General features: G+C 62.2%; 17 protein-coding genes and 1 tRNA gene. 6 read left to right on the forward strand and 12 right to left on the reverse strand.

Translation table 11 applies throughout. The annotated features are described in order from the left end of the window. Nucleotide 1: 1 nt before the first annotated feature. From topA to RlegSU303_RS07305, 5 genes are all read right to left on the reverse strand, one after another. A complete protein-coding gene (topA, locus tag RlegSU303_RS07285) occupies nt 2-2,656 on the reverse strand; it encodes a type I DNA topoisomerase (RefSeq protein ID WP_168279912.1) in 2,655 nt (884 codons plus the stop codon). 249 nt (nt 2,657-2,905) lie between these two features. After that, nucleotides 2,906-4,048, reverse strand: a complete 1,143-nt coding sequence (dprA, locus tag RlegSU303_RS07290; RefSeq protein WP_168279911.1) for a DNA-processing protein DprA — start codon at nt 4,046-4,048, stop codon at nt 2,906-2,908. Next, nucleotides 4,048-4,668 (reverse strand): glycerol-3-phosphate 1-O-acyltransferase PlsY, encoded by a 621-nt coding sequence (gene plsY / locus RlegSU303_RS07295; RefSeq protein WP_027665391.1) that lies wholly within the window; start codon nt 4,666-4,668, stop codon nt 4,048-4,050. Before plsY ends, dprA begins: the two co-directional genes overlap by 1 nt. Nucleotides 4,669-4,746: 78 nt before the next feature. Beyond that, nucleotides 4,747-6,036, reverse strand: coding sequence for a dihydroorotase (locus RlegSU303_RS07300; protein WP_131622251.1), 1,290 nt, complete (start codon nt 6,034-6,036; stop codon nt 4,747-4,749). Continuing rightward, entirely contained in the window at nt 6,033-6,989 is a 957-nt protein-coding gene (locus RlegSU303_RS07305) for an aspartate carbamoyltransferase catalytic subunit (protein ID WP_007626148.1), read from the reverse strand. The genes RlegSU303_RS07300 and RlegSU303_RS07305 overlap by 4 nt, the downstream gene beginning before the upstream one ends. A gap of 179 nt (nt 6,990-7,168) precedes the next feature. Between RlegSU303_RS07305 and RlegSU303_RS07310 the strand changes: the two genes are divergently transcribed. Beyond that, a complete protein-coding gene (locus RlegSU303_RS07310; protein WP_017959968.1) occupies nt 7,169-8,827 on the forward strand; it encodes an acyl-CoA dehydrogenase family protein in 1,659 nt (552 codons plus the stop codon). Nucleotides 8,828-9,011: 184 nt separating this feature from the next. On the opposite strand, the gene vapC is transcribed toward RlegSU303_RS07310, so the two are convergent. The 3 genes from vapC to RlegSU303_RS07325 all read right to left on the reverse strand — a co-directional run bounded on the left by vapC (nt 9,012) and on the right by RlegSU303_RS07325 (nt 12,623). Continuing rightward, nucleotides 9,012-9,401, reverse strand: coding sequence for a type II toxin-antitoxin system VapC family toxin (gene vapC / locus RlegSU303_RS07315; protein ID WP_017959969.1), 390 nt, complete (start codon nt 9,399-9,401; stop codon nt 9,012-9,014). Further along, on the reverse strand, nt 9,398-9,607 hold the full coding sequence (locus RlegSU303_RS07320; RefSeq protein WP_003547469.1) for a type II toxin-antitoxin system VapB family antitoxin: 210 nt from the start codon (nt 9,605-9,607) through the stop codon (nt 9,398-9,400). The genes vapC and RlegSU303_RS07320 overlap by 4 nt, the downstream gene beginning before the upstream one ends. Before the next feature lie 145 nt (nt 9,608-9,752). Continuing rightward, nucleotides 9,753-12,623 (reverse strand): Rne/Rng family ribonuclease, encoded by a 2,871-nt coding sequence (locus tag RlegSU303_RS07325; RefSeq protein WP_151519422.1) that lies wholly within the window; start codon nt 12,621-12,623, stop codon nt 9,753-9,755. A 622-nt stretch (nt 12,624-13,245) separates the two neighbouring features. Here RlegSU303_RS07325 and RlegSU303_RS07330 point away from each other — a divergent pair. The 3 genes from RlegSU303_RS07330 (at nt 13,246) to prfB (ending at nt 18,693) form a co-directional block, all read left to right on the forward strand. Next, nucleotides 13,246-14,502 carry an N-acetylmuramoyl-L-alanine amidase gene (locus RlegSU303_RS07330; protein ID WP_168279909.1) on the forward strand — a complete coding sequence of 419 codons (1,257 nt, stop codon included), beginning with the start codon at nt 13,246-13,248 and terminating at the stop codon, nt 14,500-14,502. A gap of 374 nt (nt 14,503-14,876) precedes the next feature. Further along, nucleotides 14,877-17,336: a penicillin-binding protein 1A gene (locus tag RlegSU303_RS07335; RefSeq protein ID WP_151517484.1), complete on the forward strand. Its 2,460-nt coding sequence runs from the start codon at nt 14,877-14,879 to the stop codon at nt 17,334-17,336. A gap of 225 nt (nt 17,337-17,561) precedes the next feature. Further along, a protein-coding gene (prfB, locus tag RlegSU303_RS07340; protein ID WP_003547475.1) for a peptide chain release factor 2 occupies nt 17,562-18,693 on the forward strand; the annotation gives its coding sequence in 2 pieces (ribosomal slippage) (nt 17,562-17,630 and nt 17,632-18,693; 1,131 coding nt in all). Nucleotides 18,694-18,752: 59 nt separating this feature from the next. On the opposite strand, the gene RlegSU303_RS07345 is transcribed toward prfB, so the two are convergent. The 3 genes from RlegSU303_RS07345 to RlegSU303_RS07355 are packed head-to-tail and all read right to left on the reverse strand — an operon-like array spanning nt 18,753 to nt 21,095. After that, entirely contained in the window at nt 18,753-19,769 is a 1,017-nt protein-coding gene (locus RlegSU303_RS07345; protein WP_151517761.1) for an alpha/beta hydrolase family protein, read from the reverse strand. A gap of 32 nt (nt 19,770-19,801) precedes the next feature. After that, complete coding sequence (locus RlegSU303_RS07350; protein WP_151517762.1) at nt 19,802-20,317, reverse strand: hypothetical protein; 516 nt, start codon at nt 20,315-20,317, stop codon at nt 19,802-19,804. Nucleotides 20,318-20,321: 4 nt separating this feature from the next. After that, nucleotides 20,322-21,095, reverse strand: a complete 774-nt coding sequence (locus RlegSU303_RS07355; protein ID WP_025394132.1) for an NAD kinase — start codon at nt 21,093-21,095, stop codon at nt 20,322-20,324. A 159-nt stretch (nt 21,096-21,254) separates the two neighbouring features. Between RlegSU303_RS07355 and RlegSU303_RS07360 the strand changes: the two genes are divergently transcribed. Then, nucleotides 21,255-21,330: transfer RNA gene (locus RlegSU303_RS07360), tRNA-Thr, on the forward strand. 222 nt (nt 21,331-21,552) lie between these two features. Next, a complete protein-coding gene (locus tag RlegSU303_RS07365; RefSeq protein WP_181018147.1) occupies nt 21,553-21,939 on the forward strand; it encodes a hypothetical protein in 387 nt (128 codons plus the stop codon). Nucleotides 21,940-22,035: 96 nt separating this feature from the next. Here the strand turns inward: RlegSU303_RS07365 and RlegSU303_RS07370 are convergent, their stop codons facing one another. After that, nucleotides 22,036-22,194, reverse strand: coding sequence for a hypothetical protein (locus tag RlegSU303_RS07370; protein ID WP_017960031.1), 159 nt, complete (start codon nt 22,192-22,194; stop codon nt 22,036-22,038). Nucleotides 22,195-22,313: the final 119 nt, after the last annotated feature.

Raw genomic sequence — 22,313 nt, forward strand, 5'->3', positions numbered from 1 at the left:
GTCAGCCCTTTTTCGATTTCGCGGGCGCTTTCGCCTTCGTTGTTTTCGGCTTGGCGGCCGTCTTGGTGCTCTTGGCTTCGGCGGCTGCGGCCTTCGGCTTGGCTTTCGCCTTGGCCGCCTTGCCCACAGGTGTCTTTCCGGCCTTCTCGGCGATCAAGGCAAGCGCCTCCTCGACGGTGATCGCCTGGGGATCCTTGCCCTTCGGCAGCGTGGCGTTGACCTTGCCCCAGTTGACATAGGGGCCGTACTTGCCGTCGCGCACGGTGATGGCGCCGCCATCAGGATGATCACCGAGCGTCTTCAGCGCCGCCGGCGTGCCGCGCGCACCCCGGCCCGGGGCCTGTTTCGCCTTTTCGGCGATAACAGTCACGGCGCGGTTGAGGCCGACCGAGAACACGTCCTCGACGGTTTCCAGATTGGCATAGGAGCCGTCGTGCAGGAGAAACGGCCCATACCGGCCGATGCCGGACGAGATCATCTTGCCCGATTCGGGATGTTTGCCGATATCGCGCGGCAGCGAGATCAGCGCCATCGCCTTTTCATAATCGATGTCCTCGGGCTTCCAGCCCTTCGGCAGCGAAGCGCGTTTGGCTTCCTTGCCGTCGCCGCGCTGGATATAAGGGCCGAAGCGGCCGGAACGCAGCGTCAGTTCCTCGCCGGTGGTCGGATCGGTGCCGAGGTTCTTAGGCTCGTTGAGCGCTGCGCCGTCCGCTTCTCCGCCGTTTTCGGAGGAGAGCTGGCGGGTGTAGTTGCAGTCCGGATAGTTCGAGCAGCCGACGAAGGCGCCGTATTTGCCGAGCTTAAGCGACAGGTTGCCGGTGCCGCAGACCTGACAGATACGTGGGTCGCTGCCGTCCTCCCGTTTCGGGAAGACGAGGGGTGCCAGCGCCTCGTTCAGCGAATCCAGCACGTTGGTGACGCGCAGTTCCTTGGTGTCCTCGATCTGGGCGAAGAAATCCTTCCAGAAATCGCGCAGGACCTGCTTCCAGTTCAACTCGCCGGCGGAAATCCGGTCAAGCTTCTCTTCGAGATCGGCGGTGAAGTCATACTCGACATATTTGGTGAAGAAGCTCTCGAGGAAAGCCGTCACCAGCCGGCCCTTGGCCTGCGGGATCAGCTTGCGCTTGTCGATCGTCACATAGTCGCGGTCGCGCAGCGTCGCGAGCGTCGCGGCATAGGTGGAGGGGCGGCCGATGCCGAGCTCTTCCATCTTCTTGATCAGCGTCGCTTCCGAATAGCGCGGCGGCGGCTCGGTGAAATGCTGCGTCGAATTGATCTTCTGCTTGGCGAGCGCCTCGCGCGCAATGATCTCCGGCAGGCGGCCATCCTCGTCGCCATCGTCGCTCTGCTCGCCATCTTCCTTCTGGTCGGTATAGGCGGCGATGAAACCATCGAAGCGGATGACCGAACCGACGGCACGAAGCCCGGCCTTCTCGCCCTTGTTGTCGGCGGTGATTTCAGCTGTCGTGCGCTCGATCTCGGCCGACGCCATCTGGCTGGCGATGCCGCGCTTCCAGATCAGCTCGTAGAGCCGGATCTGGTCGGCATCGAGGAATTTGCGGACACGGTCGGGCGAGCGGTCGAAATCGGTCGGACGGATCGCCTCGTGCGCCTCCTGGGCATTCTTCGCCTTGGTCGAGTAGAAGCGCGGCTTTTCCGGCATGTAGCGCTCGCCGAACTGGTCGACGATGGCGCTGCGCGCCGCGTCGATCGCCTCGGGCGCCATCTGCACGCCGTCGGTTCGCATATAGGTGATGAGACCGACCGTCTCGCCGCCGATATCGACGCCCTCATAGAGCCGCTGGGCGATCTGCATGGTGCGCGAGGCGGAGAAGCCGAGATTGGAGGAAGCCGCCTGCTGCAGCGTCGAGGTCGTAAACGGCGGTCCCGGGTTGCGCTTGACCGGTTTCGCCTCGACCGTGTCGACGACATAGCTCGCGCCTTCGAGCAATGCCTTGAGCCGGCCGGCATCCTCGCCGTTGCCGATCGCGCGCGGCTGCAGCCGTTTGCCGTTCGCCGAAACCAGTCTTGCCTCGAACTCGTCGCCGCGCGGCGTCTTCAGGAGCGCCGAGATGTTCCAATACTCTTCGGAAATGAAGCGCTCGATCTCAGATTCGCGGTCGCAGACCAGGCGAAGCGCCACCGACTGGACGCGGCCGGCCGAACGTGCGCCGGGCAGCTTGCGCCACAGCACCGGCGAAAGATTGAAGCCGACGAGATAATCGAGCGCGCGGCGCGCGAGGTAAGCGTCGACCAGCGGCACGTCGATGTCGCGCGGATCGGCCATCGCGTCGAGCACCGCCTTCTTGGTGATCGCATTGAAAACGACGCGCTTGACCGGTTTACCGTTCAGCACGCGCTTCTTGTTCAGCATGTCGAGAACATGCCAGGAAATCGCTTCGCCTTCGCGATCCGGGTCGGTTGCGAGAAACAGGCCATCGGCGGACTTCACCGCGTCGGCAATGTCCTTCATCCGCTTGGCGGAGGCGCTGTCGACCTCCCAAAGCATTTCGAAATCCTGATCAGGAAGAACTGAGCCGTCCTTGGCAGGCAGATCGCGCACGTGGCCGAAGGAGGCGAGCACTTTGTATCCCGGACCCAGATACTTATTGATCGTCTTGGCCTTGGCAGGCGATTCCACCACTACAACATTCATGATGATTCTCTAAAAAGGAAACGACGCCAGCGTTGAAGCCAGCGCGACACACACCGCAACATGGATATCGGCCCTCCGACATGGACAGGGAAATCGCCGCGGTCAAGGGGTTTGCTACAATTTTACCTCTTGTGTCTTCTGCAGCCGAAGGGAGAGTGTCGATGGAATACAATCATAGATAGTCTATCGAAGGTTTTCGACTCACGGTTCGGCAATTCGCAAAGCCGCCGCCTGATGTCGTACCCAGGTTCAATCGGAAAGCGAGACGAGACCGCCATGATGCCGGTGCAGCCTGCCTGATATATCGAGTTCCAGAAGGATGAGATAGACCGCGGATGCCGACAGGCCGGTATGGCGGATGACGTCGTCGATCTCGACCGGCGTCGGCCCGAGCGCATCGATGATGCGGCTTCGATCGGAATCGTCTGGTGGCACCGACATTGGCTTGCCGTCAGGTGCCGGTTCCTCCGCCATCGATGATGGGAATAGGTCGAATTGCGCAAGCGGCGCCAGGGCCTCGACGACATCGGCGGGTGCGGTGACGATCGAAGCGCCGTCCTTCAGCAGGCCGTTGGTGCCATGGCAGCGCGGATCGAGCGGCGAACCGGGCACGGCAAACACCAGGCGGCCGAACTCGCCGGCAAGCCGCGCCGTGATCAGCGAGCCCGAACGCGTCGCCGCTTCGATGACGACGAGGCCGAGCCCGATGCCGGCGATCAGCCGGTTTCGGCGTGGGAAGTCGCGGGCGCGGGGTTCCCAGCCGAAGGGCATCTCGCTCACCGCCAGGCCATTGCCACCGGTTATCTCTTCGAGCAGGCCGATATTCTCCGGCGGGTAGGGCTGGTCGAGGCCGCCGGCGAGCGCTGCGATCGTACCTGTGTCCAGGCTTGCCCGGTGGGCAGCGGTGTCTATGCCGCGCGCCAGGCCAGAGACCACGGTGTAACCCGCCCGGCCGCAGTCGCGCGCCACCATCGCCGCGAATTTCGCGCCTGCGATCGAGGCGTTACGCGAGCCGACGATGCCGACCGCAGGTCGTCTGGCGGCGGCAAGCGAGCCCTTCACGGCCAGAAGCGGCGGCGCACCGTCGATCTGCTTCAGCGCTTGCGGATAGTCCGGCTCACCGATGCCGACGAACCGGGCGCCGAAACGACGCGCCGCCTCCAGCTCCCGATGCGCCTCGGCCTCGCTGGCGACGCGGATTGCCCGCGTGGCGCCGCCGCGCGCCGAAAGCTCCGGCAGTGCGGCAAGTGCTGCCTCGGCCGAACCGAAATGATTGATGAGGTCACGAAAGGTGGCAGGGCCGATATTGTCGGAACGGATGAGGCGCAGCCAGGCAATTCTTTGCCGCTCGGTCAGCACGACGCCTTTTGGTCCGGCGCTCAGCGCATCCATTATCCCTTTGCCCCGATCTTGCTTTCAGTCCCGCCCATCAGCCGCGAAATATTCGCTCTATGCTTCCAGTAGGAGATGAGGGTCATGATCGCCATGACAGCTGCAACCTTTTCGTTGCCCAATATCCACAGTGCAACTGGAATGACAAGCATGGCAACCAGCGCCGACAGTGAGGAGTAGCGGGTGGTGAAAGCGACCGCCAGCCAGACGGCGGCGAAGAGCACGACCATGATCGGGGCAACGCCGAGCAGGGTGCCGATATAGGTGGCGACACCCTTGCCGCCCTTGAAGCCGATCCAGACCGGGAAAAGATGGCCGATAAAGGCGAAGAAGCCGGCGATGATCGCGGCTTCCTCACCGAGGAAATAGCCGACGACCCAGGCTGCCGCCGATGCCTTCAGCGCATCGAGCAGCAGCGTCGCCGCGGCGAGCGTCCGGTTTCCTGTTCTCAGCACATTGGTCGCGCCGATATTGCCGGAGCCGATGCTGCGCACGTCGCCGAGGCCGGCGGCGCGCGTGAGGATCAGGCCGAACGGGATCGAGCCGAAGAGATAGCCGATAATGGCGGCGGCAAGCGCGATCGGCAGGGTGATCTGCCATGACATGAGATTGGATAACATATGCCCCCTCAGCCTCTCCGTGGCCTATCCTCGAGTCAGCCTTCTCCCGCTGGGGGATGGACGGCGATCGTGTCGGTTCTAAATTGCGTGGACAAGCTTTCCCGAGACGTATGTCGCGACCGCCCGCCCACTGAAGCGCGCATCCTCGAACGGCGTATTCTTCGAGCGGGAGAGAAGCATGTCTTTGGCGACAAGCCAAGGCTCATCGAGATCGATCAGCGCGATATCGGCCGCAGCGCCCGGCTTCAGCGTGCCGGCATTCAGGCCGAAAATCTCAGCAGGGCGGGTCGACATGGCGTCGATCAGGCGCATCAGGCTCACTTGGCCGCCATGGTGAAGCCTGAGCGCTGCCGCCAGCATGGTTTCGAGGCCGATCGCGCCGTCCTCCGCCTCGCCGAAAGGCAGACGCTTCGTATCGACGTCCTGCGGGTCGTGCGAGGAGACGATGATATCGATCGCGCCGCTCGCAAGGGCGTCGACCATCGCCACCCGGTCGTCTTCCGGACGCAGCGGCGGATAGAGCTTGAAGAAGGTGCGGTATTCGCCGATGTCGTTTTCGTTGAGCGCCAGATTGTTGATCGAGATGCCGCAGGTCACCTTGGCGCCGCGGTTGCGGGCGCGTTCGATCGCCTCGACTGATTCCGGCACCGAGATCATCGCGGCGTGATAACGGCCACGCGTCAGCTGCGCGATCCTCAAATCGCGTTCGAGCGGGATGAGCTCGGCTTCTTTTGGAATGCCGGAAAGCCCGAGCCAGCTGGCAAAAAGCCCCTCATGCATGACGCCGTTGGCGCCGAGATATTTGTCGCGCGTCTCGCAGGAAACGACGGCGCCGAATTCGCGCGCATAGGTCATGATCCGGCGCAGCACCTGCGTGTCGTGGACGCTGGAATGCGCATCGGTGAAGGCAACGGCGCCGGCCTGCATCAAGAGGCCGATCTCCGTCATCTCCTCGCCGGCAAGGCCCTTGGTGATGGCGGCTGCCGGATAGACGTTGACGGCGGCCGTATCCCGCGCCGTCTTCTTGACGAATTCGACGAGCGCGATGTCGTCGATGATGGGATCGGTGTCCGGCATCATGATGATCGAGGTGACGCCGCCGGCGGCTGCCGCCCGGCTCGCCGAGGCGATCGTCTCGCGGTGTTCGCCGCCGGGTTCGCCGACATGGACGCGCGCATCGACGAGGCCAGGCGTCGCGACAAGGCCCGTGCAATCGCGGATGACTGCGCCTTCAGGCGCGCCCTGGTTCTGCGCCTTGTGGCCGGCGGCGAGAATCACGCCGTCTTCGGCAATGATCGTCCCGACTTCGTCGAGATTGCGCGACGGGTCGATGATGCGGACGTTCTTGAGGACGATCGGGTTGCTCATGCCATCATTCCATCGCTTCGGGGACCCTGGTTCTGCGAGACGAGCAGCGTCTCCATGACGGCCATGCGCACCGCGACTCCCATTTCCACCTGTTCGGCGATGACGCTCTGCGGTCCGTCCGCCACTTCCGAAGCGATCTCGACGCCGCGGTTCATCGGGCCGGGATGCATCACCAGTGCATCCTCCTTGGCCGCCTTCAGCGTTTCGGCGTCGAGCCCGTAGAAGTGATAGTATTCGCGCACCGAAGGCACGAAGGCGCCGGACATCCGCTCGCGCTGCAGCCGCAGCATCATCACCACGTCGGCGTCCTTCAGCCCTTCCTTCATCGAATGGAAGACCTCGACGCCCATCTCGGCGATGCCGGCCGGCAGGAGGGTCGCGGGCGCGACGACACGCACGCGGGCGCCCATCGCGTTGAGCAGCAGGATATTGGAGCGCGCCACCCGCGAATGCAGCACGTCGCCGCAGATTGCTACGATGATGCGCGAAAGCTTGCCCTTGGCGCGGCGGATCGTCAGCGCGTCGAGCAGCGCCTGGGTCGGATGTTCATGCTGCCCGTCACCGGCATTGACGACCGAGCAGGAGACCTTCTGGGCAAGAAGGGCGGCCGCACCGGCGCTCGAATGGCGGATCACCAGGACATCGGGGCGCATCGCATTCAGCGTCATCGCCGTGTCGATCAGCGTTTCGCCTTTCTTGACCGAGGAATTGCCGACCGACATGTTCATGACGTCGGCGCCGAGCCGCTTGCCGGCAAGCTCGAAGGAGGCCTGCGTGCGGGTCGATGCCTCGAAGAAGAGGTTGATCTGCGTCAGCCCGCGTAGCGTCGACGTCTTCTTTTCTCTCTGGCGGCTGATCTTGACGGCCTCGTCCGCCTTGTCGAGAAGATAGGTGATATCCTGCTCGGTGAGGCCTTTGATGCCGATGAGGTGGCGGTGGGGGAAAAAGACCATGACCCTGCCTCTTGCTGTCTCTGGCGGGTCTATAAAGAGTGCTGCCCGCCGGGGCAAGCATGTGCTGTGGGCAAAGGCTTATGTCCCCATGCATTTTCGCCCGAATTCCGATAGAGCAGAATGAACCGAATCATAACTTCCGGTTTCCCTTTGCCGGGTTCTTACACTAGAAGCGAATTATGACCTCCGCCAACCGGACTGACGACAAACTCGCAGAACTCAACCAGCCGAGCCTGTGGTCCGGCATCAACGCCTATCGGTCCGATCCGCTGATCGTCGACCTGACGGCGGCCCTGCCGCGCGGCATCCGCGAAGACCTGGAAAACATGGGCCGCTACGTCACCTCGCCGGAGGCGCAGGAGATGGCGCGCATGGCAAACCAGGGCGCGCCGCAGCTGCGCACCCACGGTCCGCGCGGTGAACGCGTCGACGTCGTCGAGTTTCACCCCGCCTGGCATGCGCTGATGCGCCGCTCCATGTCGGTCGGCCTGCATTCCTCCGTCTGGGATCCCCAGGCCGATACCGAGGCCAAGGACGAGGCCCATAAGGTTCGCGCCGCGCGGTTTTATCTGACGTCGCAGCTGGAATCCGGCCATCTCTGCCCGCTGACGATGACGAGCGCCTCCGTTGCAGCGCTCTCGGCCTCGCCCGCGGTCCAGAAGGACTGGGCGCCGAAAATCCTCTCGCGCAAATATGATTCGTCGAACAAGCCCGCCATGCAGAAATCCGCTGTGACCATCGGCATGGGCATGACGGAAAAGCAGGGCGGTACGGATGTGCGCGCCAACAGGAGCGCTGCCGAAAAGGTCAGCGAGGGCATCTATCGGCTGTCCGGCCACAAGTGGTTCATGTCGGCGCCGATGAGCGATGCCTTCATTATGCTGGCGCAGACGAAGGAGGGCATGGGCTGCTTTCTGGTGCCGCGCCTTCTGGAGGATGGTTCCGCCAACGGCCTGCAATTCCAGCGGTTGAAGGACAAAGTCGGCAACCGCTCCAACGCCTCTTCCGAGGTCGAATTTACAGACACGTTCGGTTTCCTGCTCGGTGGTCCGGATGCCGGCATCCGGACCATCCTCGACATGGTGACGCTGACCCGGCTCGACTGCGCGCTGGCCTCGTCAGGCATGATGCGCGCCTCGCTCGCCGAAGCCGTGCACCACACCCGCGGCCGCAGCGTCTTCGGCAAGATGCTCGTCAACCAGCCGATCATGACGCGCGTGCTCGCCGACATGGCGCTCGATGTCGCCGCCGCGACGGCACTGTCCTTCCGTCTAGCCGACGCCTTCGACAAGGCGCGCGGCAATGCTGAGGAAGCGGCCTATGCCCGCGTCATGACGCCGGTCGCCAAATACTGGTGCTGCAAGATCGCGCCCGCGCTGATCTACGAGGCGATGGAATGCATCGGCGGCAACGGCTACATCGAAGAGCGCCCGATCGCCCGCCATTACCGCGAGGCTCCCGTCAACGCCATCTGGGAAGGCTCCGGCAACGTCATGGCGCTCGACGTGCTGCGCGTGCTGAACCGCGGCAAGGATCTGTTCGAAACGGTCTTTTCCGGCCTTGCCCGCGATCTCGGCCCTGCCGGCAAGAAGACGATCGACGTGCTGCGCGCCGCAATCGCGCTGTGCGAACAGGATGAGGGCGCCGCGCGCCTGCTCGTCGAGCAGCTGGCGCTCGCCGCCGGTGCCGCCGAACTCTATCGCCTTGGGGCAGGGCGCATTGCCGATGCCTTCATCGAGACACGTCTTGCCGGCGGCTGGCGCTCCACCTACGGCATGCTCGATTCCCGCTTCGACGCCAGCTACATCGTCGACCTGCTCTATCCCCCGGCCGCCTGATCGCCGCCGAGGGATGATGATCGCGCTTCGCTGCGTTGAGCCAAGCGATATAGAAGCGCTTTGCGCCGTCCTTACCCTCGATGGCGGTCGTTGATGCCGCTCATCTGTCGGGATGGTAGGATGGCGAGAGCACCTATTCTGCACTTTCATGGAGCAACCATCTGTCCGATCGGGCTCTCTGAAGTCAGGCGATCTTGAGGCCGAGATGCTCGGTCATAGGATCGAAGTCGCGATCATCGTGCAAGAGCGCATAGCCTTCCTCAATGCAGAAGGTGCCGATGATCACATCGATGGTCTTGCGCACCGTGATGCCGCGTTCTCGTAGCAGGCGATAGTTACGAGCCGCCTTGACGGCGAGGCTGTCGCCAAGCATCGGGCGGATTGTGAACTGGTGTAGGCTTTCTTCGATCACCGATGCATGGCGTTCATTGCGCGCGCCCTGAAGCACTTCCAAAAGGATCAGGTCCCCGACAACAATATCCAGCGGATCCTCGATGTTCTGCAGCCGCCATCTGGCGGCGCTTTCTATCCCACGCAGATGCGCAATCCAGACCGAACTGTCGACGACGATCACCGTTTATCGTCGGGCCGGTCGCGACGTATCACGTCGAGGTCGCCTTCCCAACCTATTCCTGCAAGGTTTGCGATGGCATTGCCTCGGCGGTGCCTCTCGACAAGATTTTGCAAAGCTTGTTCGACGGTGGCCTTTTTTGTCGCCAGTCCGGTGGCGGTCATTGCCGCGTCGAGCAAGGCATCATCGATATCTATATTCGTCCGCACGATTCGCGCCTCATGTGTATGAATAACACAAAATATACACATCTGCGCCAAGTTATTCAAGCTCGGCCACGAGCCCTCGTCATAAACGAAAATCCGGCCGCGTCGCCGCGGCCGGATTTCAGTGTTTACGTCCGAAAATCAGCGTTCAAAAGAAGCCACGGCGCTGCCACCAGCCGGCTTTCTTCGGCTTTCCGTCATCGCCTTCGCCATTCTCGACGCGGGTGGATTTCACCGTCGGCTCGGAGGAGGAGATGTTGGATTCGCGGTTGGCGCGAACCGGCTTTGCTTCTTCCTGAACGACCGTTTCGAGATCGGCGGAGGCTTCCACCAATTCCGGTTCGGCCTCGGCCACAGGGGCCGTCTCTGCAACCGGTTCCTCGACCGGCGCTGCGGCCGGTTTGCGGCGGCCGCGGGCGCGGGCGGGCTTTACATCTTCGGTTACAACAGGCGCGCTCTCGACGGCTGCCATCGCGGCCTGGCCTTCGTCGGCCTGTTCGGCAATCGCCTCGACCGCTGCGGCTTGGCTCGGAGTGCCGTCGTTCGAAACGTCGTCGCCTTCGTCCTCGTCGCCGCCATTGTCTTCACCGGCTTCGCCAGCTGCCAGTTCGGAGCCATCCTCGGCGCGATTGCGGCGGCCGCCACGCTTGCCGCGACGGCGGCGCTTGCGGCGCTGCGATTCCTCGCTTTCAGCGCGTGTCTCGGGCGTGGCCTCGGTGTTTTCATCACCTTCGCCGCCCTCGTCGTCACCTTCCTCATCCTCGTCGCCAGCTTCGCCTGCTGATACCGGCTGTTCGGCATTGCCGTTGCGGCCGCGGCGGCGCCTGCGGCGCTTGCGCTTGCGGTTGCCGTCAGCTTCGCCTTCCGCGCGTGCCGCGACGGGCCGCTCGGCAACGACCGGCTTTTCCTCGAGTTCCTCGTCTTCCTCCTCATCCACTTCGATGACGATATCGTCGTCGTCATCCTCGGGAATGGCTGCGAAGTTGAAGAGGGTTTCGATCTTGACCGGGTTTTCCACCGGCTCGCCGCGATCGATCGCGAAATGTTGCGCACCGACCGAGCCATCCGCATCGATGATGATCGCGACGCCGAAGCGGCTCTCATAATCGACGATCGTCTGGCGCTTGTGGTTGAGCAGGTAGAGCGCGATGTCAGGCGTGGTGCGCACGGTGATGTTGTGCGTGGTGTTCTTGAGCAGATATTCTTCGATGCCCCGCAGGACATGCAGGGCGACGGAGGACTGCGAACGCACATGGCCGCTGCCGCCGCAATGCGAGCAGACCTGCGTGGTCGATTCGAGAACCGAAGCGCGGATGCGCTGGCGCGACATTTCGAGCAGGCCGAAATGCGAGATCCGGCCGACCTGGATGCGGGCGCGGTCGTTCTTCAGGCATTCCTTCAGCTTCTTCTCGACAGCGCGGTTGTTGCGCTTCTCTTCCATGTCGATGAAGTCGATGACGATCAGGCCGGCAAGGTCGCGAAGGCGAAGCTGGCGGGCGACTTCGTCCGCAGCCTCGAGATTCGTCTGCAGCGCGGTGTCCTCGATCGAATGTTCGCGGGTCGAGCGGCCGGAGTTGACGTCGATCGAGACCAGCGCTTCGGTCTGATTCATGATCAGGTAGCCGCCAGACTTCAGCGTCACCTGTGGCTGCAGCATGCGGTCGAGCTGAGCCTCGATGCCGGAACGCGAAAAGATCGGATGGATGTCGCGGTAGGGCTGAACCACCTTGGCATGGCTCGGCATCAGCATCTTCATGAAGTCTTTCGCTTCACGATAGCCTTCTTCGCCGGAAACGATGACTTCGCTGATATCCTTGTTGTAGAGGTCGCGGATCGAACGCTTGATCAGCGAGCCTTCCTCATAGACGAGGCAGGGAGCTGTGGACGCCAGCGTCAGCGTGCGCACATTCTCCCAGAGGCGCATCAGATATTCGAAGTCGCGCTTGACCTCGACCTTGGTGCGGTTGGCACCGGCGGTGCGAAGGATGACGCCCATGCCCTGCGGCACCTCGAGCAGGCGCGCAATTTCCTTCAGGCGCTTGCGGTCGGCAGGGTTGGTGATCTTGCGGGAAATGCCGCCGCCGCGCGCCGTGTTCGGCATCAGCACCGAATAGCGGCCGGCGAGCGAGAGATAGGTGGTAAGGGCTGCACCCTTGTTGCCGCGCTCTTCCTTGGCGACCTGCACGAGCAGGATCTGGCGGCGCTTGATGACTTCCTGAATGCGGTACTGCTTGCGCGGCTTGCGCTGCACGCGGTCCGGCACTTCTTCCATCGCGTCTTCGGCGCCGACGGATTCGATGACTTCCTCTTCGCCGTGATCGTCATCGTCGTCGTCGTCATCGTGGCGACGCTTGCTGGTATCGACGTCCTCGGAAATCGAGTCGGTTTCCACCATCGCAGCCATCGCGCCGCCGGTCGAACCGTCATCCTCATTGTCGACGCTCGAAGCGCCTTCGGCTTCGACGTCTGTGGGAACAGCATCCTCGGTCGCGGTCGTTTCGACAACCGGTTCTACGACCTTCTTGCGGCTGCGGCGCGGCCTTGCCTTCTTGGCCGGCGCTTCCTCGGTGGCCTCGGGTGATGCCGCGGCCTCTACCGCTGCGGTCTCTTCCGTTACGGCAGCCGTTTCCGGCGCCTCTGCCGGAACGATGCCGACATCCGGCTGATCCTGTTTGGAAAGATCGACCATCGGTGCGGTTTCGACATGCTCGACATCTTCGTCGCGGCGATGCTCCTCGGCCTCGGCCCGAAGCAGTGCCTGACGGTCGGCAAGCGGTATCTGATAATAGTCGGGATGGATTTCGGCGAAGGCCAGGAAGCCGTGCCGGTTGCCGCCATAATCGACGAAGGCGGCCTGCAGCGAGGGTTCGACCCTCGTTACCTTTGCAAGATAGATGTTGCCGCGGATCTGCTTCTTGTGCTGGGACTCGAAGTCAAATTCTTCTATGCGGTTCCCGCGAACGACAACGACGCGCGTCTCTTCCTCGTGAGACGCATCGATAAGCATTTTGTCTGCCATGAAAGCTGTGCTCCTCGGCGTGGCCGCGAGAGCGCATTCCCGACTGCTGTTGAGACAGAAAGAATGCGGTCCACTGTGGCCGCGCCGGATAATGAAAGTCGCGCCTGATGCGAGGGGGAGGGCAGCAGCCAGACCGCAGCCGGAACCATTTCGGTCCGGGGCCTGTACACTTCAGATAAAACCTGCTGCGAAACCATCAACAACCAAGCGTGATCGACAAATACGAAGACCCGTTCGGGTCCGATGAGTTTGCTCCCTGAGAGCGTGGTGGCTGATCCACCAATGAATTCCGACAATAAGCCGGAAAATCAGGATCGAGTTCTAGGGATGAAGCGCATGAGACGGCGGACGATGACCGGTGTGGCGCCAGGTCCTGATCTGGCTGGCAGCCTTTGCGGCGACTCTATCCCGTCAACACTTTACCCTGAAATTCGTTGTATGTTTTCTGTGTCACAATAGCAAGGGGAAAGCCAAATGTGCCATAATATTGATGGATTTCGCAACGCATACAAGCTGGGATAAAGTGATCGCGATTCGGCAGGCTGCAGCGGGTGTTTCGTCACAGGACGTTGGCCGCAGCCGCGTCGGGTCCATCGCAATACAGATAGGGTGTGGCGGTTTATTGTTTAAGAGGGCTCGGATCGCGGCGAAATCCGCAGCGCCGCGATCGACATTCGCAAGGCGGGTTCTGGCGGCGCTTCTGGTCGCTAGTCTGCTGCCGGCCGCTGCCAGCTCTGTCGAGGCCGGGGATCCGCTGCTTGCCTATGGCGCGCGCATCGTCGGCGACGACGCAAGGACTCGCATCGTCATCGATTTCGATCGCGAGCCGCGTTTCTCCGTCCACTATATCGCCAATCCGGAACGCATCGTCGTTGACTTGCCGGCGACCGCCTTCGGGTTTCCGGCGAAGGATCTTGCCGCCCGCGGCCTGTTCAAGGATATCCGCTACGGCAAGATGGACGAAGAGAGCGCCCGCATCGTGCTGACGACGGCAGGGCCGGTGAAGCTGGCGCTTGCCAAGGTGCAGGCCGATGAGACGGGCAACGGCCATCGCCTCGTGCTCGATGCGGAGATGATCGACAAGAAGGCCTTTGCCGAACTGGTGAAGACGCAATCCTGGAGCGATCGGACTGAGGCGGCTCAGACGACAAGCGCCATTCTGGCACCGCAAAAGGCTGCTCCCGGCGATTTCGTCATCGCCGTCGACGCCGGCCATGGCGGCATCGACACCGGCGCGATCGGCGTCGACACCAAGACCGAGGAAAAACAGGTGACGCTCGCCTTCGCCAAGGCCTTCACGGAACGGCTGAACAAGGAACCGGGCATCAAGGCTTTCCTGACGCGCGAGGACGACGAGTTCCTGTCGCTTTCGCAGCGTGTACTGATCGCCCGCCAGAACCATGCCGGCCTCTTCATTTCGCTGCATGCCGATACGCTGAAACAGAAGGATATCCGCGGCGCGACTGTCTACACGATCTCCGACAAGGCATCCGACAAGCTCGCCGCCGACTTGGCCGAACGCGAAAACCTCTCCGACCAGATCGCCGGCAAGGAGACGGTCGCCGAGCCGCCCGAGGTCGCTGACATCCTGCTCGATCTGACGCGGCGCGAGACCCAGGCTTTCTCCATCTCGCTGGCCGAGAGTGTGCTGAATTCTTTCAAGGATCAGGTCGGCACCATCAACAATCCGCACCGTCATGCCGGCTTCCGCGTGCTGCAGGCCCCTGACGTGCCGTCGATCCTTCTCGAGATCGGGTTCCTCTCGAATGCCGAGGACGAGAAACTGCTGCTCGACGAGGCCTGGCGCGGCAAGATCGCCGGTCTCTTGACCGACGCAGTGAAGCGATACCGCGCCGCCGTCATGGCGAATGGCGGCTAACGGCCACCGTAAATCTGTAGCGGTTGCGGCACGGCGGCGCGGCCAGCAAAAACAAAAATTCATAAAAACAAAGATTTAAGTGCGCCGCATGAATCAAATTCTGAGCAAGATACCTCAGATTGGCGGCGGGAGCGGGCGTTGCTTGGATGTGACAGTTCTAATGAAACGCCGCCGTAGCGGTGAATGCGGCGCAGACAGCCCTATTTTGCTCACATTCGCGCCGTTACTCCGGCTTATGTTTCGCAGCCTGAGGCGCGGAATCGGCTTGTGGCGGTAGCGCTCATGGAGTAAGCCGCGCAACGTGCAAATTGCCTTGATCTTTGCAATCGTTGCGTCTGCGCCGATTGAAGATCGAAAAGACCGGTAGCTGAAATATGGTTAGACTTTTTGGATATTTCTTCGGAATGGCCTGCGTCCTGTTTCTGGTCGCGGCGGCGGGTATTGCCATTTATCTCGCCAATGTCGCGAAGGATCTTCCGGACTATGCCGTTCTGAACAGCTACGCGCCGCCGGTGACGACCCGCGTCCATGCCGGCAACGGCGCTTTGATGGCCGAGTATGCCAAGGAAAAGCGTCTCTTCCTGCCGATCCAGGCGGTTCCCGACCGTGTGAAGGCGGCTTTCCTGTCGGCAGAAGACAAGAACTTCTACAATCATCCGGGCGTCGATCTGACCGGTCTCGGCCGCGCAATCCTCGTCAACCTGCAGAATTTCGGTTCCGGCCGCCGCCCGGTCGGCGCCTCCACAATCACCCAGCAGGTGGCCAAGAACTTCCTTTTGAGCTCGGACCAGACGATCGACCGCAAGATCAAGGAAGCGATCCTCTCCTTCCGTATCGAGCAGGCCTACAGCAAGGACAAGATCCTCGAACTCTACCTGAACGAGATCTTCTTCGGTCTGAATTCCTATGGCATCGCCGGCGCAGCACTCACCTATTTCAACAAATCCGTCACCGAACTGACCGTCGCCGAAGCCGCCTATCTGGCATCGCTGCCGAAGGGTCCTGCCAATTATCATCCGTTCCGCCATCCGGAAGCTGCACTCGAGCGTCGCAACTGGGTGATCGACCGGATGGTCGAGAACGGTTATGTCAGCCAGCCTGACGGCGAGGAAGCCAAGAAGCAGCCGCTCGGCGTCACCGCCCGCACCACCGGCCCTTCGCTCTTTGCTTCGGATTATTTCGCCGAAGCCGTGCGCCGTCAGCTGATCGACCAGTACGGCGAAAAGGTCCTCTATGAGGGCGGCCTTTCGGTGCGCACGTCGCTCGATCCGCAGATGCAGCTCGCTGCCCGCAAGGCGCTGCAGGACGGTCTGGTCACCTATGATGAGCGCCGCGGTTTCCACGGCCCGATTAAGCAGATCGATGCGAGCGGTGATTGGGGCAAGGCGCTTGCCGATATTCCCACACTGTCCGACGTGCCGGAATGGCGGCTCGCCGTCGTGCTCGCCGTATCCGACTCGACCGTCGACATCGGCCTGCAGCCGGCCAAGGATGGAAGCGGCAAGGTTGCAGCCGATCGCCAGCGCGGCACGATCGACGCCAAGAACATGCAGTGGGCCTTCCGTTCGGCCGACGGCGCCCGCAAGACCACGAAATCACCGGTCGGCGCCGTGTCCCCCGGTGACGTTGTCTATGTCGCAAAGCTCGGTGACGACGCGTCTACCTCCTATCGCCTGCAGCAGCCGCCGAAGGTGCAGGGTGGCCTGGTCGCCATGGATCCGAAGACCGGCCGCGTGCTCGCCATGGTCGGCGGCTTCTCCTATGCCCAGTCCGAATTCAACCGCGCCACCCAGGCGATGCGCCAGCCGGGTTCCTCGTTCAAGCCTTTCGTCTACGCGGCGGCGATGGACAATGGTTATACGCCGGCTTCGGTCATCATGGACGCGCCGATCGAAATCGTCTCGGGCGGCCAAGTCTGGAGGCCGGAGAACTACGGCGGCGAATCCAGCGGCCCGTCGACGCTGCGTTCGGGCATCGAGCATTCGCGCAATCTGATGACGGTGCGCCTCGCCAACGATCTCGGCATGAACATCGTCGCCGAATATGCCGAGCGCTTCGGCATCTACGATCACATGCTGCCGGTTCTCTCCATGTCGCTCGGCGCCGGCGACACGACGGTATTGCGCATGGTCTCGGCCTATTCGGTCATCGCCAATGGCGGCAAGCAGATCAAGCCGACATTGATCGACCGCATCCAGGACCGCTACGGCAAGACGATCTTCAAGCATGAGGAGCGTTTGTGCGAGGGCTGCAATGCCGGCGACTGGCAGAACCAGGAAGAGCCGAATGTCGTCGACAATCGCGAAACCGTTCTCGATCCGATGACGGCGTACCAGATCACCTCGATGATGCAGGGCGTCATCCAGCGCGGCACCGCTGCCGGCAAGATCGATCTCGGCGGTCGCGACGTCGCCGGAAAGACCGGCACCACCAACGACGAGAAGGATGCCTGGTTCGTCGGCTTCACGCCGGATTTGGTCGCAGGCCTCTATATGGGCTTCGATACGCCGGGCCCGCTCGGCCGCGGCGGGACCGGCGGCGGTCTCTCCGCCCCGATCTTCAACGAATTCATGCAGGCGGTCGTCAAGGATACGCCGGAATCGAAATTCGTCATTCCATCAGGCATGAACCTAATCCCGATCGACCGCAAGACCGGCATGGCGGCTGGCGAAGGCGATCCGAACACCATCGTCGAGGCCTTCAAGCCCGGCACCGGCCCGGCCGACAGCTTCTCCGTCATCGGCATGGACAGCACCATGGCGCCGGAGGAAATCCTGAAGACCTCGCCGCAGGCGAACCAGGCCGTCCAGACCGGCACGCCCGGCCTGTTCTGACGAGACCTGAATTTTGTATGCCGCCGCGGCCCTTTACATCCGCGGTGGGCGTCTCTAGAGCAATTCCAGCAAAAGTGCATAGCGGTTTTGCCGGGAAAAGCGCAAAGCGACTTTCCCAGGAATTGCGCGAAACCAAAAAGATAGAGCATCTCCGTGGCTCAGAGAAAAACGGAAATGCGCTATCTCACCAGCACCTGAAGAAGACCGAGACAGAGAAGCAGGAAAATGCGAGCGGAAATCGAAAACGTGGTCGATGAAACCAAGCAGGCTATCACCCTGCTGAGGAGGCATCTTTGACTGGGACCAGGCGATAAGACGGCTGGACTGGTTGAACAACAAGGCAGAGGATCCGAACCTCTGGAACGACGCTTCCGAAGCGCAGAAGCTGATGCGCGAACGCCAGCAACTCGATGACGGCATCAACGGCGTCAAGCAGCTCGAGCAGCAGCTGAACGACAATATCGAGCTGATCGAGCTTGGCGAGGAAGAGGGCGACCAGAGCGTCGTCAAGGAAGCCGAAGACGCGCTGAAGGCCTTGAAGGCCGAGGCCGGGCGCCGCCAGGTGGAAGCCATGCTCTCTGGCGAAGCCGATGGCAACGACACCTATCTCGAAGTCCATTCGGGCGCCGGCGGCACCGAAAGCCAGGACTGGGCGAACATGCTTTTGCGCATGTACACCCGCTGGGCCGAACGCCAGCGCTTCAAGGTCGAGCTTCTCGAAGTCCATGACGGCGAAGAGGCGGGCATCAAGTCCGCGACCCTGCTCGTCAAGGGCCACAATGCCTATGGCTGGCTGAAGACGGAATCGGGCGTGCACCGACTGGTGCGCATCTCGCCCTACGACAGCAATGCGCGTCGCCACACCTCCTTCTCGTCGATCTGGGTCTATCCGGTTGTCGACGACTCGATCCAGATCGAGATCAACGAAAGCGACTGCCGCATCGATACCTATCGTTCGTCGGGTGCTGGCGGCCAGCACGTCAACACCACCGACTCGGCCGTACGCATCACGCATATCCCGACGGGCATCGTCGTGCAGTGCCAGCAGGAGCGCTCGCAGCACAAGAACCGCGCCAAGGCCTGGGACATGCTGCGTGCCCGCATGTATGAAGCCGAACTGAAGAAGCGCGAGGACGCCGCCAGCGCCGAAGCCGCTTCCAAGACGGAGATCGGCTGGGGCCACCAGATTCGCTCCTATGTGTTGCAGCCCTATCAGATGGTCAAAGACCTGCGCACCGGCGTCGCCAGCAGCGCGCCGGATGACGTTCTCGACGGCGACCTGAACGAGTTCATGGAAGCAGCACTCGCTCACCGCATCAGCGGCGCCGCCGACGCGGTCGTCGAGGATGTCGACTGATGCCACGGTAGCAGCAGGATCGAGACGCGAAGGCCCCGGAGACGGGGCTTTTGTTTTGCTCAGACTATTACCTTGATGGCGCTGTCGTGAAACAGCGCTGCCGACAGATGGGCAATCTCGTCATGAATGGCTGCGCGTTCGATGCCCGGGGGATCGGTAAAGAGTTCCGCCGCAAAGGCAAGGCCGAGCGCTGTGCCCTCTGGCACGAAAACATAGTGCCCAAGGCCGCCGCCGAAGATTTTAAGAGCGCCGCGCCGCAGCCGCGCATGCAGCCACGACGAACATTCTTCGGCCGGTGCCGCCCGGTCGGCATCACCTACCAGGATAAGGGCAGGCGCATCGACGGCTTTCAGGCTTTCCTCGCTGAAGCCGAGAACGGACCGGCCCGGCGCGCAGATGAGTGCGGCCTTGATTCTGTCGTCTCGGTAAGACTCCGACATCCGGGACCACGAATCGCGAAACACATCGCTGGTGCGCAGCAATGCCGGGATATGATCGGCAAGGTCGGGAAATTCCCTCGGTCCGCGCGCGCCACCCGGCTTCATCCTGGACGGTTCGAACTGCGAGAACTGGGCGACAGCGCCAAGCAGCAGCATCACACTATAGGCTCCGGCCGAAAATCCGGCTGCGAAGACGTTGTTCGTATCGATATGGCCTGAGAGATCGCTGAGCCACGCATCGCAATGGTCGAGCATGTAGCTTAGATCCGGCGCCCGCTCCCAAAGGCAGGCAAAGCCTTCAGCGCGATAGGGCTCGATGCCGGTATTGCCGTGATGGCTGACGCCGAGCGCGGCAAATCCGCGATCGACCAAGCGTCGCGCCAGCCACTCCAGTCCGGCCGCGGATCCGCCGGTGCCATGCGACAACAGGACGAGGGGATAGGGCCTGGCCTCCGGCCGGATGGGTGCGTCGCGGGCGACGGCCGCCCTCTGGAACCAGCTTCGTTCCGGGATGTCGCTTTGCGCGTCGTCGGCTGCGGGGTACCAAAGGGACCAACTGATGGGTCTGGGGCCGGCGGCGTCCCAGTTCGACCTTCTCTCGTCGTAGAGGACGCCGTCGCGAAAGCCCAGTTTCATCTCTTGGATGCCCTCTGAACACGTCCCAGCCGTCAATTCGTCGCCTTCTCGACGGTGATGTCGCCGAATTCGTCGATCAGCACGGTCCAGCCATCCGGCTCCGCGGCAGGGTCTGTCTTCAGATAGACCGTGGCGAAGAGCCCCGGCTGCTTGATGATGCCGTTCGAATTCTCGGGGCGGATATCGGTCACGTAAGGCTTCAGTTCGGCGAACTCCTGCAGCTCGATGGTCGAGGCGATCGCCGGGCCGGCCTCGGTCTGGGCAATCTGCTGCAGATAGACCTTCGAAGTCCTGTCCGGCTGGCGCACGGCAAAGAGCTTGTAGTAGCCGTGGCGCTGCGTCCCTTCTCCTTCGGGGTTAGCAACGCTCTCGGCGCCCGTCGGTGCTCGCTCGACCGCCGGTGCGTTGCCGTCGTCCTCCCAATAGCCGGTGCTGGTCGCGAAAATCACCGGTGCCGGCAGGAGGGCATCCTGCGCCGGCGCGGCCTCCGCCGTGGCGCTCCATCCCGCAAGCAGGAGGCTGGTCATCAATATCCGTCGCATTGCCATCGTCTCAATCCTTGAACTGCTCGGCGAGAATACGGTCGGACCAGGAGCGGTCGGGATCAGAAAGAATGCGCGCCGTGACATGCTCCGACTGGGCGATGCGGATATGCAGCACCGACTTGACCTCGGTATTGTCGGCCACCGCGTTGACCGGCCGCTTCTCCGGCTCGAGAATGTCGATATCGACGGTCACCTTGTTCGGCAGCAGAGCGCCCCTCCAGCGCCGCGGCCTGAAAGCGCTGACCGGCGTCATGGCGAGCAGCGGCGCCTCGAGCGGCAGGATCGGCCCATGGGCGGAAAGATTATAAGCCGTCGATCCGGCCGGTGTCGCGACCATCAGCCCGTCGCAGATCAGTTCCTCCAGCCGGACGCGCCCGTCCACCATGACCCTCAGGTTAGCGGCCTGATAGGACTGGCGAAAAAGATAGACTTCGTTGATGGCGAGCGCCGTCGAGTTGGTGCCGTCGGCGTTGGCCGTTGTCATCTGCAATGGCCGGAAGACGTTTTCGACGGCGACGCAGATTCGCTCTTGAAGCCGGTCTGTCCGATAATCGTTCATCAGGAAGCCGACCGAGCCGCGATTCATGCCGTAAACCAACTTGCCGGAGTTCATGGTGTTGTGCAGCGTCTGCAGCATGAAACCGTCGCCGCCGAGCGCGACGATGACGTCGGCTTCGTCAGCCGGTACGTCACCATAGATGCCAATCAACTCTTCGCGCGCGGCAAGCGCCTCCGTCGTTGGTGAGGCGAGAAAGGAAAGCGTCTGAAATGAACGGCCCATGCAATGCCCTTTATGATGCTGCCCTAGCTAAAGGATAAAGGCCTTGCGCGACAAGGACGTTTTCTATCGCGAAGCGTTTTGAGCTGCAGCCGAGCTGTCCGCGCAGACACGGATTTTCCCTTTACAGAATTATAGAATCTGCTAGTTGGGGCAACTAGCGCCCTTGTAGCTCAGTTGGTAGAGCACCTGATTTGTAATCAGGGGGTCCCGGGTTCGAACCCTGGCGGGGGCACCAGCCTACGCTCTGTGAGCTTCGGCTCGGCGAGCCGAAGAGAGCAGCTAAGCGGAGGCTGTCGCGTCGTAGTTCCGTCAGGAACGAAGGCGGACTGGTTCCAGAATGATCCGGCACCATCTTTTCCCCACGAGTCTGCTACCCCATAGTCTGGGGTTCGATGCTGTTTGGCTCAATCGCACCGGCAGACTTTTCAGAAGGTTTACATCGGTTGATGAACCGCGCGTGAAGGGCTGCTTCAGCGCCAATTCAGCCGCGCCCGCCTATCTTCGCCTCATCATCAATGAGGAAACAGCCATGAAGCTCGCACATCTCTTTCTTGCCGCAACCATTTCCGTCGGTGCGGCTTTCGCGTCCGTCGCAACGGCGGCCGCCATGCCGGCCGAGCGGCCGGCGGTGTCGACTGAGGGCGATATCGTTCAAATTCGTGATGGCTGGCGACGTGATCGCGACCGTGACGATCGTGGTTGGCGCCATGAGCGCGATTGGCGCCGGTCCGACTGGCGCGATGATCGCCGTCATTGGCGGCGGTGGCGTGCCGAGCGTTGGCAGGAGCGCCGCGAGTGGCGCGATCGCGATCGCGGCATGCCGTTCTGGCTCTACCGCAGCTGACGATACGGCCCGGATCATCCGGGCCGTTACTTTAATGAGTGACCGGCTCGTTGACGCTCGCCTCGATCCTGATCTCCGTCCGCGTTCCTGCCAGAATTATTGCACCGGTCCCGGCGTCGCGGGGCCGGGCACTATCGGTGACAGTGGATCGGGCTGGTGGACGGGGTGCGACGTGTCCACCCAGATGATGCTGAGGATAATCACGACGAAGACCGCGATGAAGAGGATACCGAAAATCAGCGGTCGAATGGCCATGATAGGGTTCGTTCCTTCTTGCTTCTGAGTGGGTCGCTGTGACCAATCATTGGCCGATCATAGTGCTCCGGGGTGTCATTCCAAGGCAAAAGTGGATTTTTCTGGCATCGGAGCCGGAC

This window comes from Rhizobium sp. SU303 (assembly GCF_021052345.1).
In the GTDB taxonomy this organism is placed as follows: Bacteria; Pseudomonadota; Alphaproteobacteria; order Rhizobiales; family Rhizobiaceae; genus Rhizobium; species Rhizobium laguerreae.

What these genes read in the sequence shown, in the direction of transcription:
- topA (WP_168279912.1), bottom strand. Translation starts at nt 2,656, where the DNA reads ATGAATGTTGTAGTGGTGGAATCGCCTGCCAAGGCCAAGACGATCAAT.
- dprA (WP_168279911.1), bottom strand. Translation starts at nt 4,048, where the DNA reads ATGGATGCGCTGAGCGCCGGACCAAAAGGCGTCGTGCTGACCGAGCGG.
- plsY (WP_027665391.1), bottom strand. Translation starts at nt 4,668, where the DNA reads ATGTTATCCAATCTCATGTCATGGCAGATCACCCTGCCGATCGCGCTT.
- RlegSU303_RS07300 (WP_131622251.1), bottom strand. Translation starts at nt 6,036, where the DNA reads ATGAGCAACCCGATCGTCCTCAAGAACGTCCGCATCATCGACCCGTCG.
- RlegSU303_RS07305 (WP_007626148.1), bottom strand. Translation starts at nt 6,989, where the DNA reads ATGGTCTTTTTCCCCCACCGCCACCTCATCGGCATCAAAGGCCTCACC.
- RlegSU303_RS07310 (WP_017959968.1), top strand. Translation starts at nt 7,169, where the DNA reads ATGACCTCCGCCAACCGGACTGACGACAAACTCGCAGAACTCAACCAG.
- RlegSU303_RS07325 (WP_151519422.1), bottom strand. Translation starts at nt 12,623, where the DNA reads ATGGCAGACAAAATGCTTATCGATGCGTCTCACGAGGAAGAGACGCGC.
- RlegSU303_RS07335 (WP_151517484.1), top strand. Translation starts at nt 14,877, where the DNA reads ATGGTTAGACTTTTTGGATATTTCTTCGGAATGGCCTGCGTCCTGTTT.
- RlegSU303_RS07345 (WP_151517761.1), bottom strand. Translation starts at nt 19,769, where the DNA reads ATGAAACTGGGCTTTCGCGACGGCGTCCTCTACGACGAGAGAAGGTCG.
- RlegSU303_RS07350 (WP_151517762.1), bottom strand. Translation starts at nt 20,317, where the DNA reads ATGGCAATGCGACGGATATTGATGACCAGCCTCCTGCTTGCGGGATGG.
- RlegSU303_RS07355 (WP_025394132.1), bottom strand. Translation starts at nt 21,095, where the DNA reads ATGGGCCGTTCATTTCAGACGCTTTCCTTTCTCGCCTCACCAACGACG.
- RlegSU303_RS07370 (WP_017960031.1), bottom strand. Translation starts at nt 22,194, where the DNA reads ATGGCCATTCGACCGCTGATTTTCGGTATCCTCTTCATCGCGGTCTTC.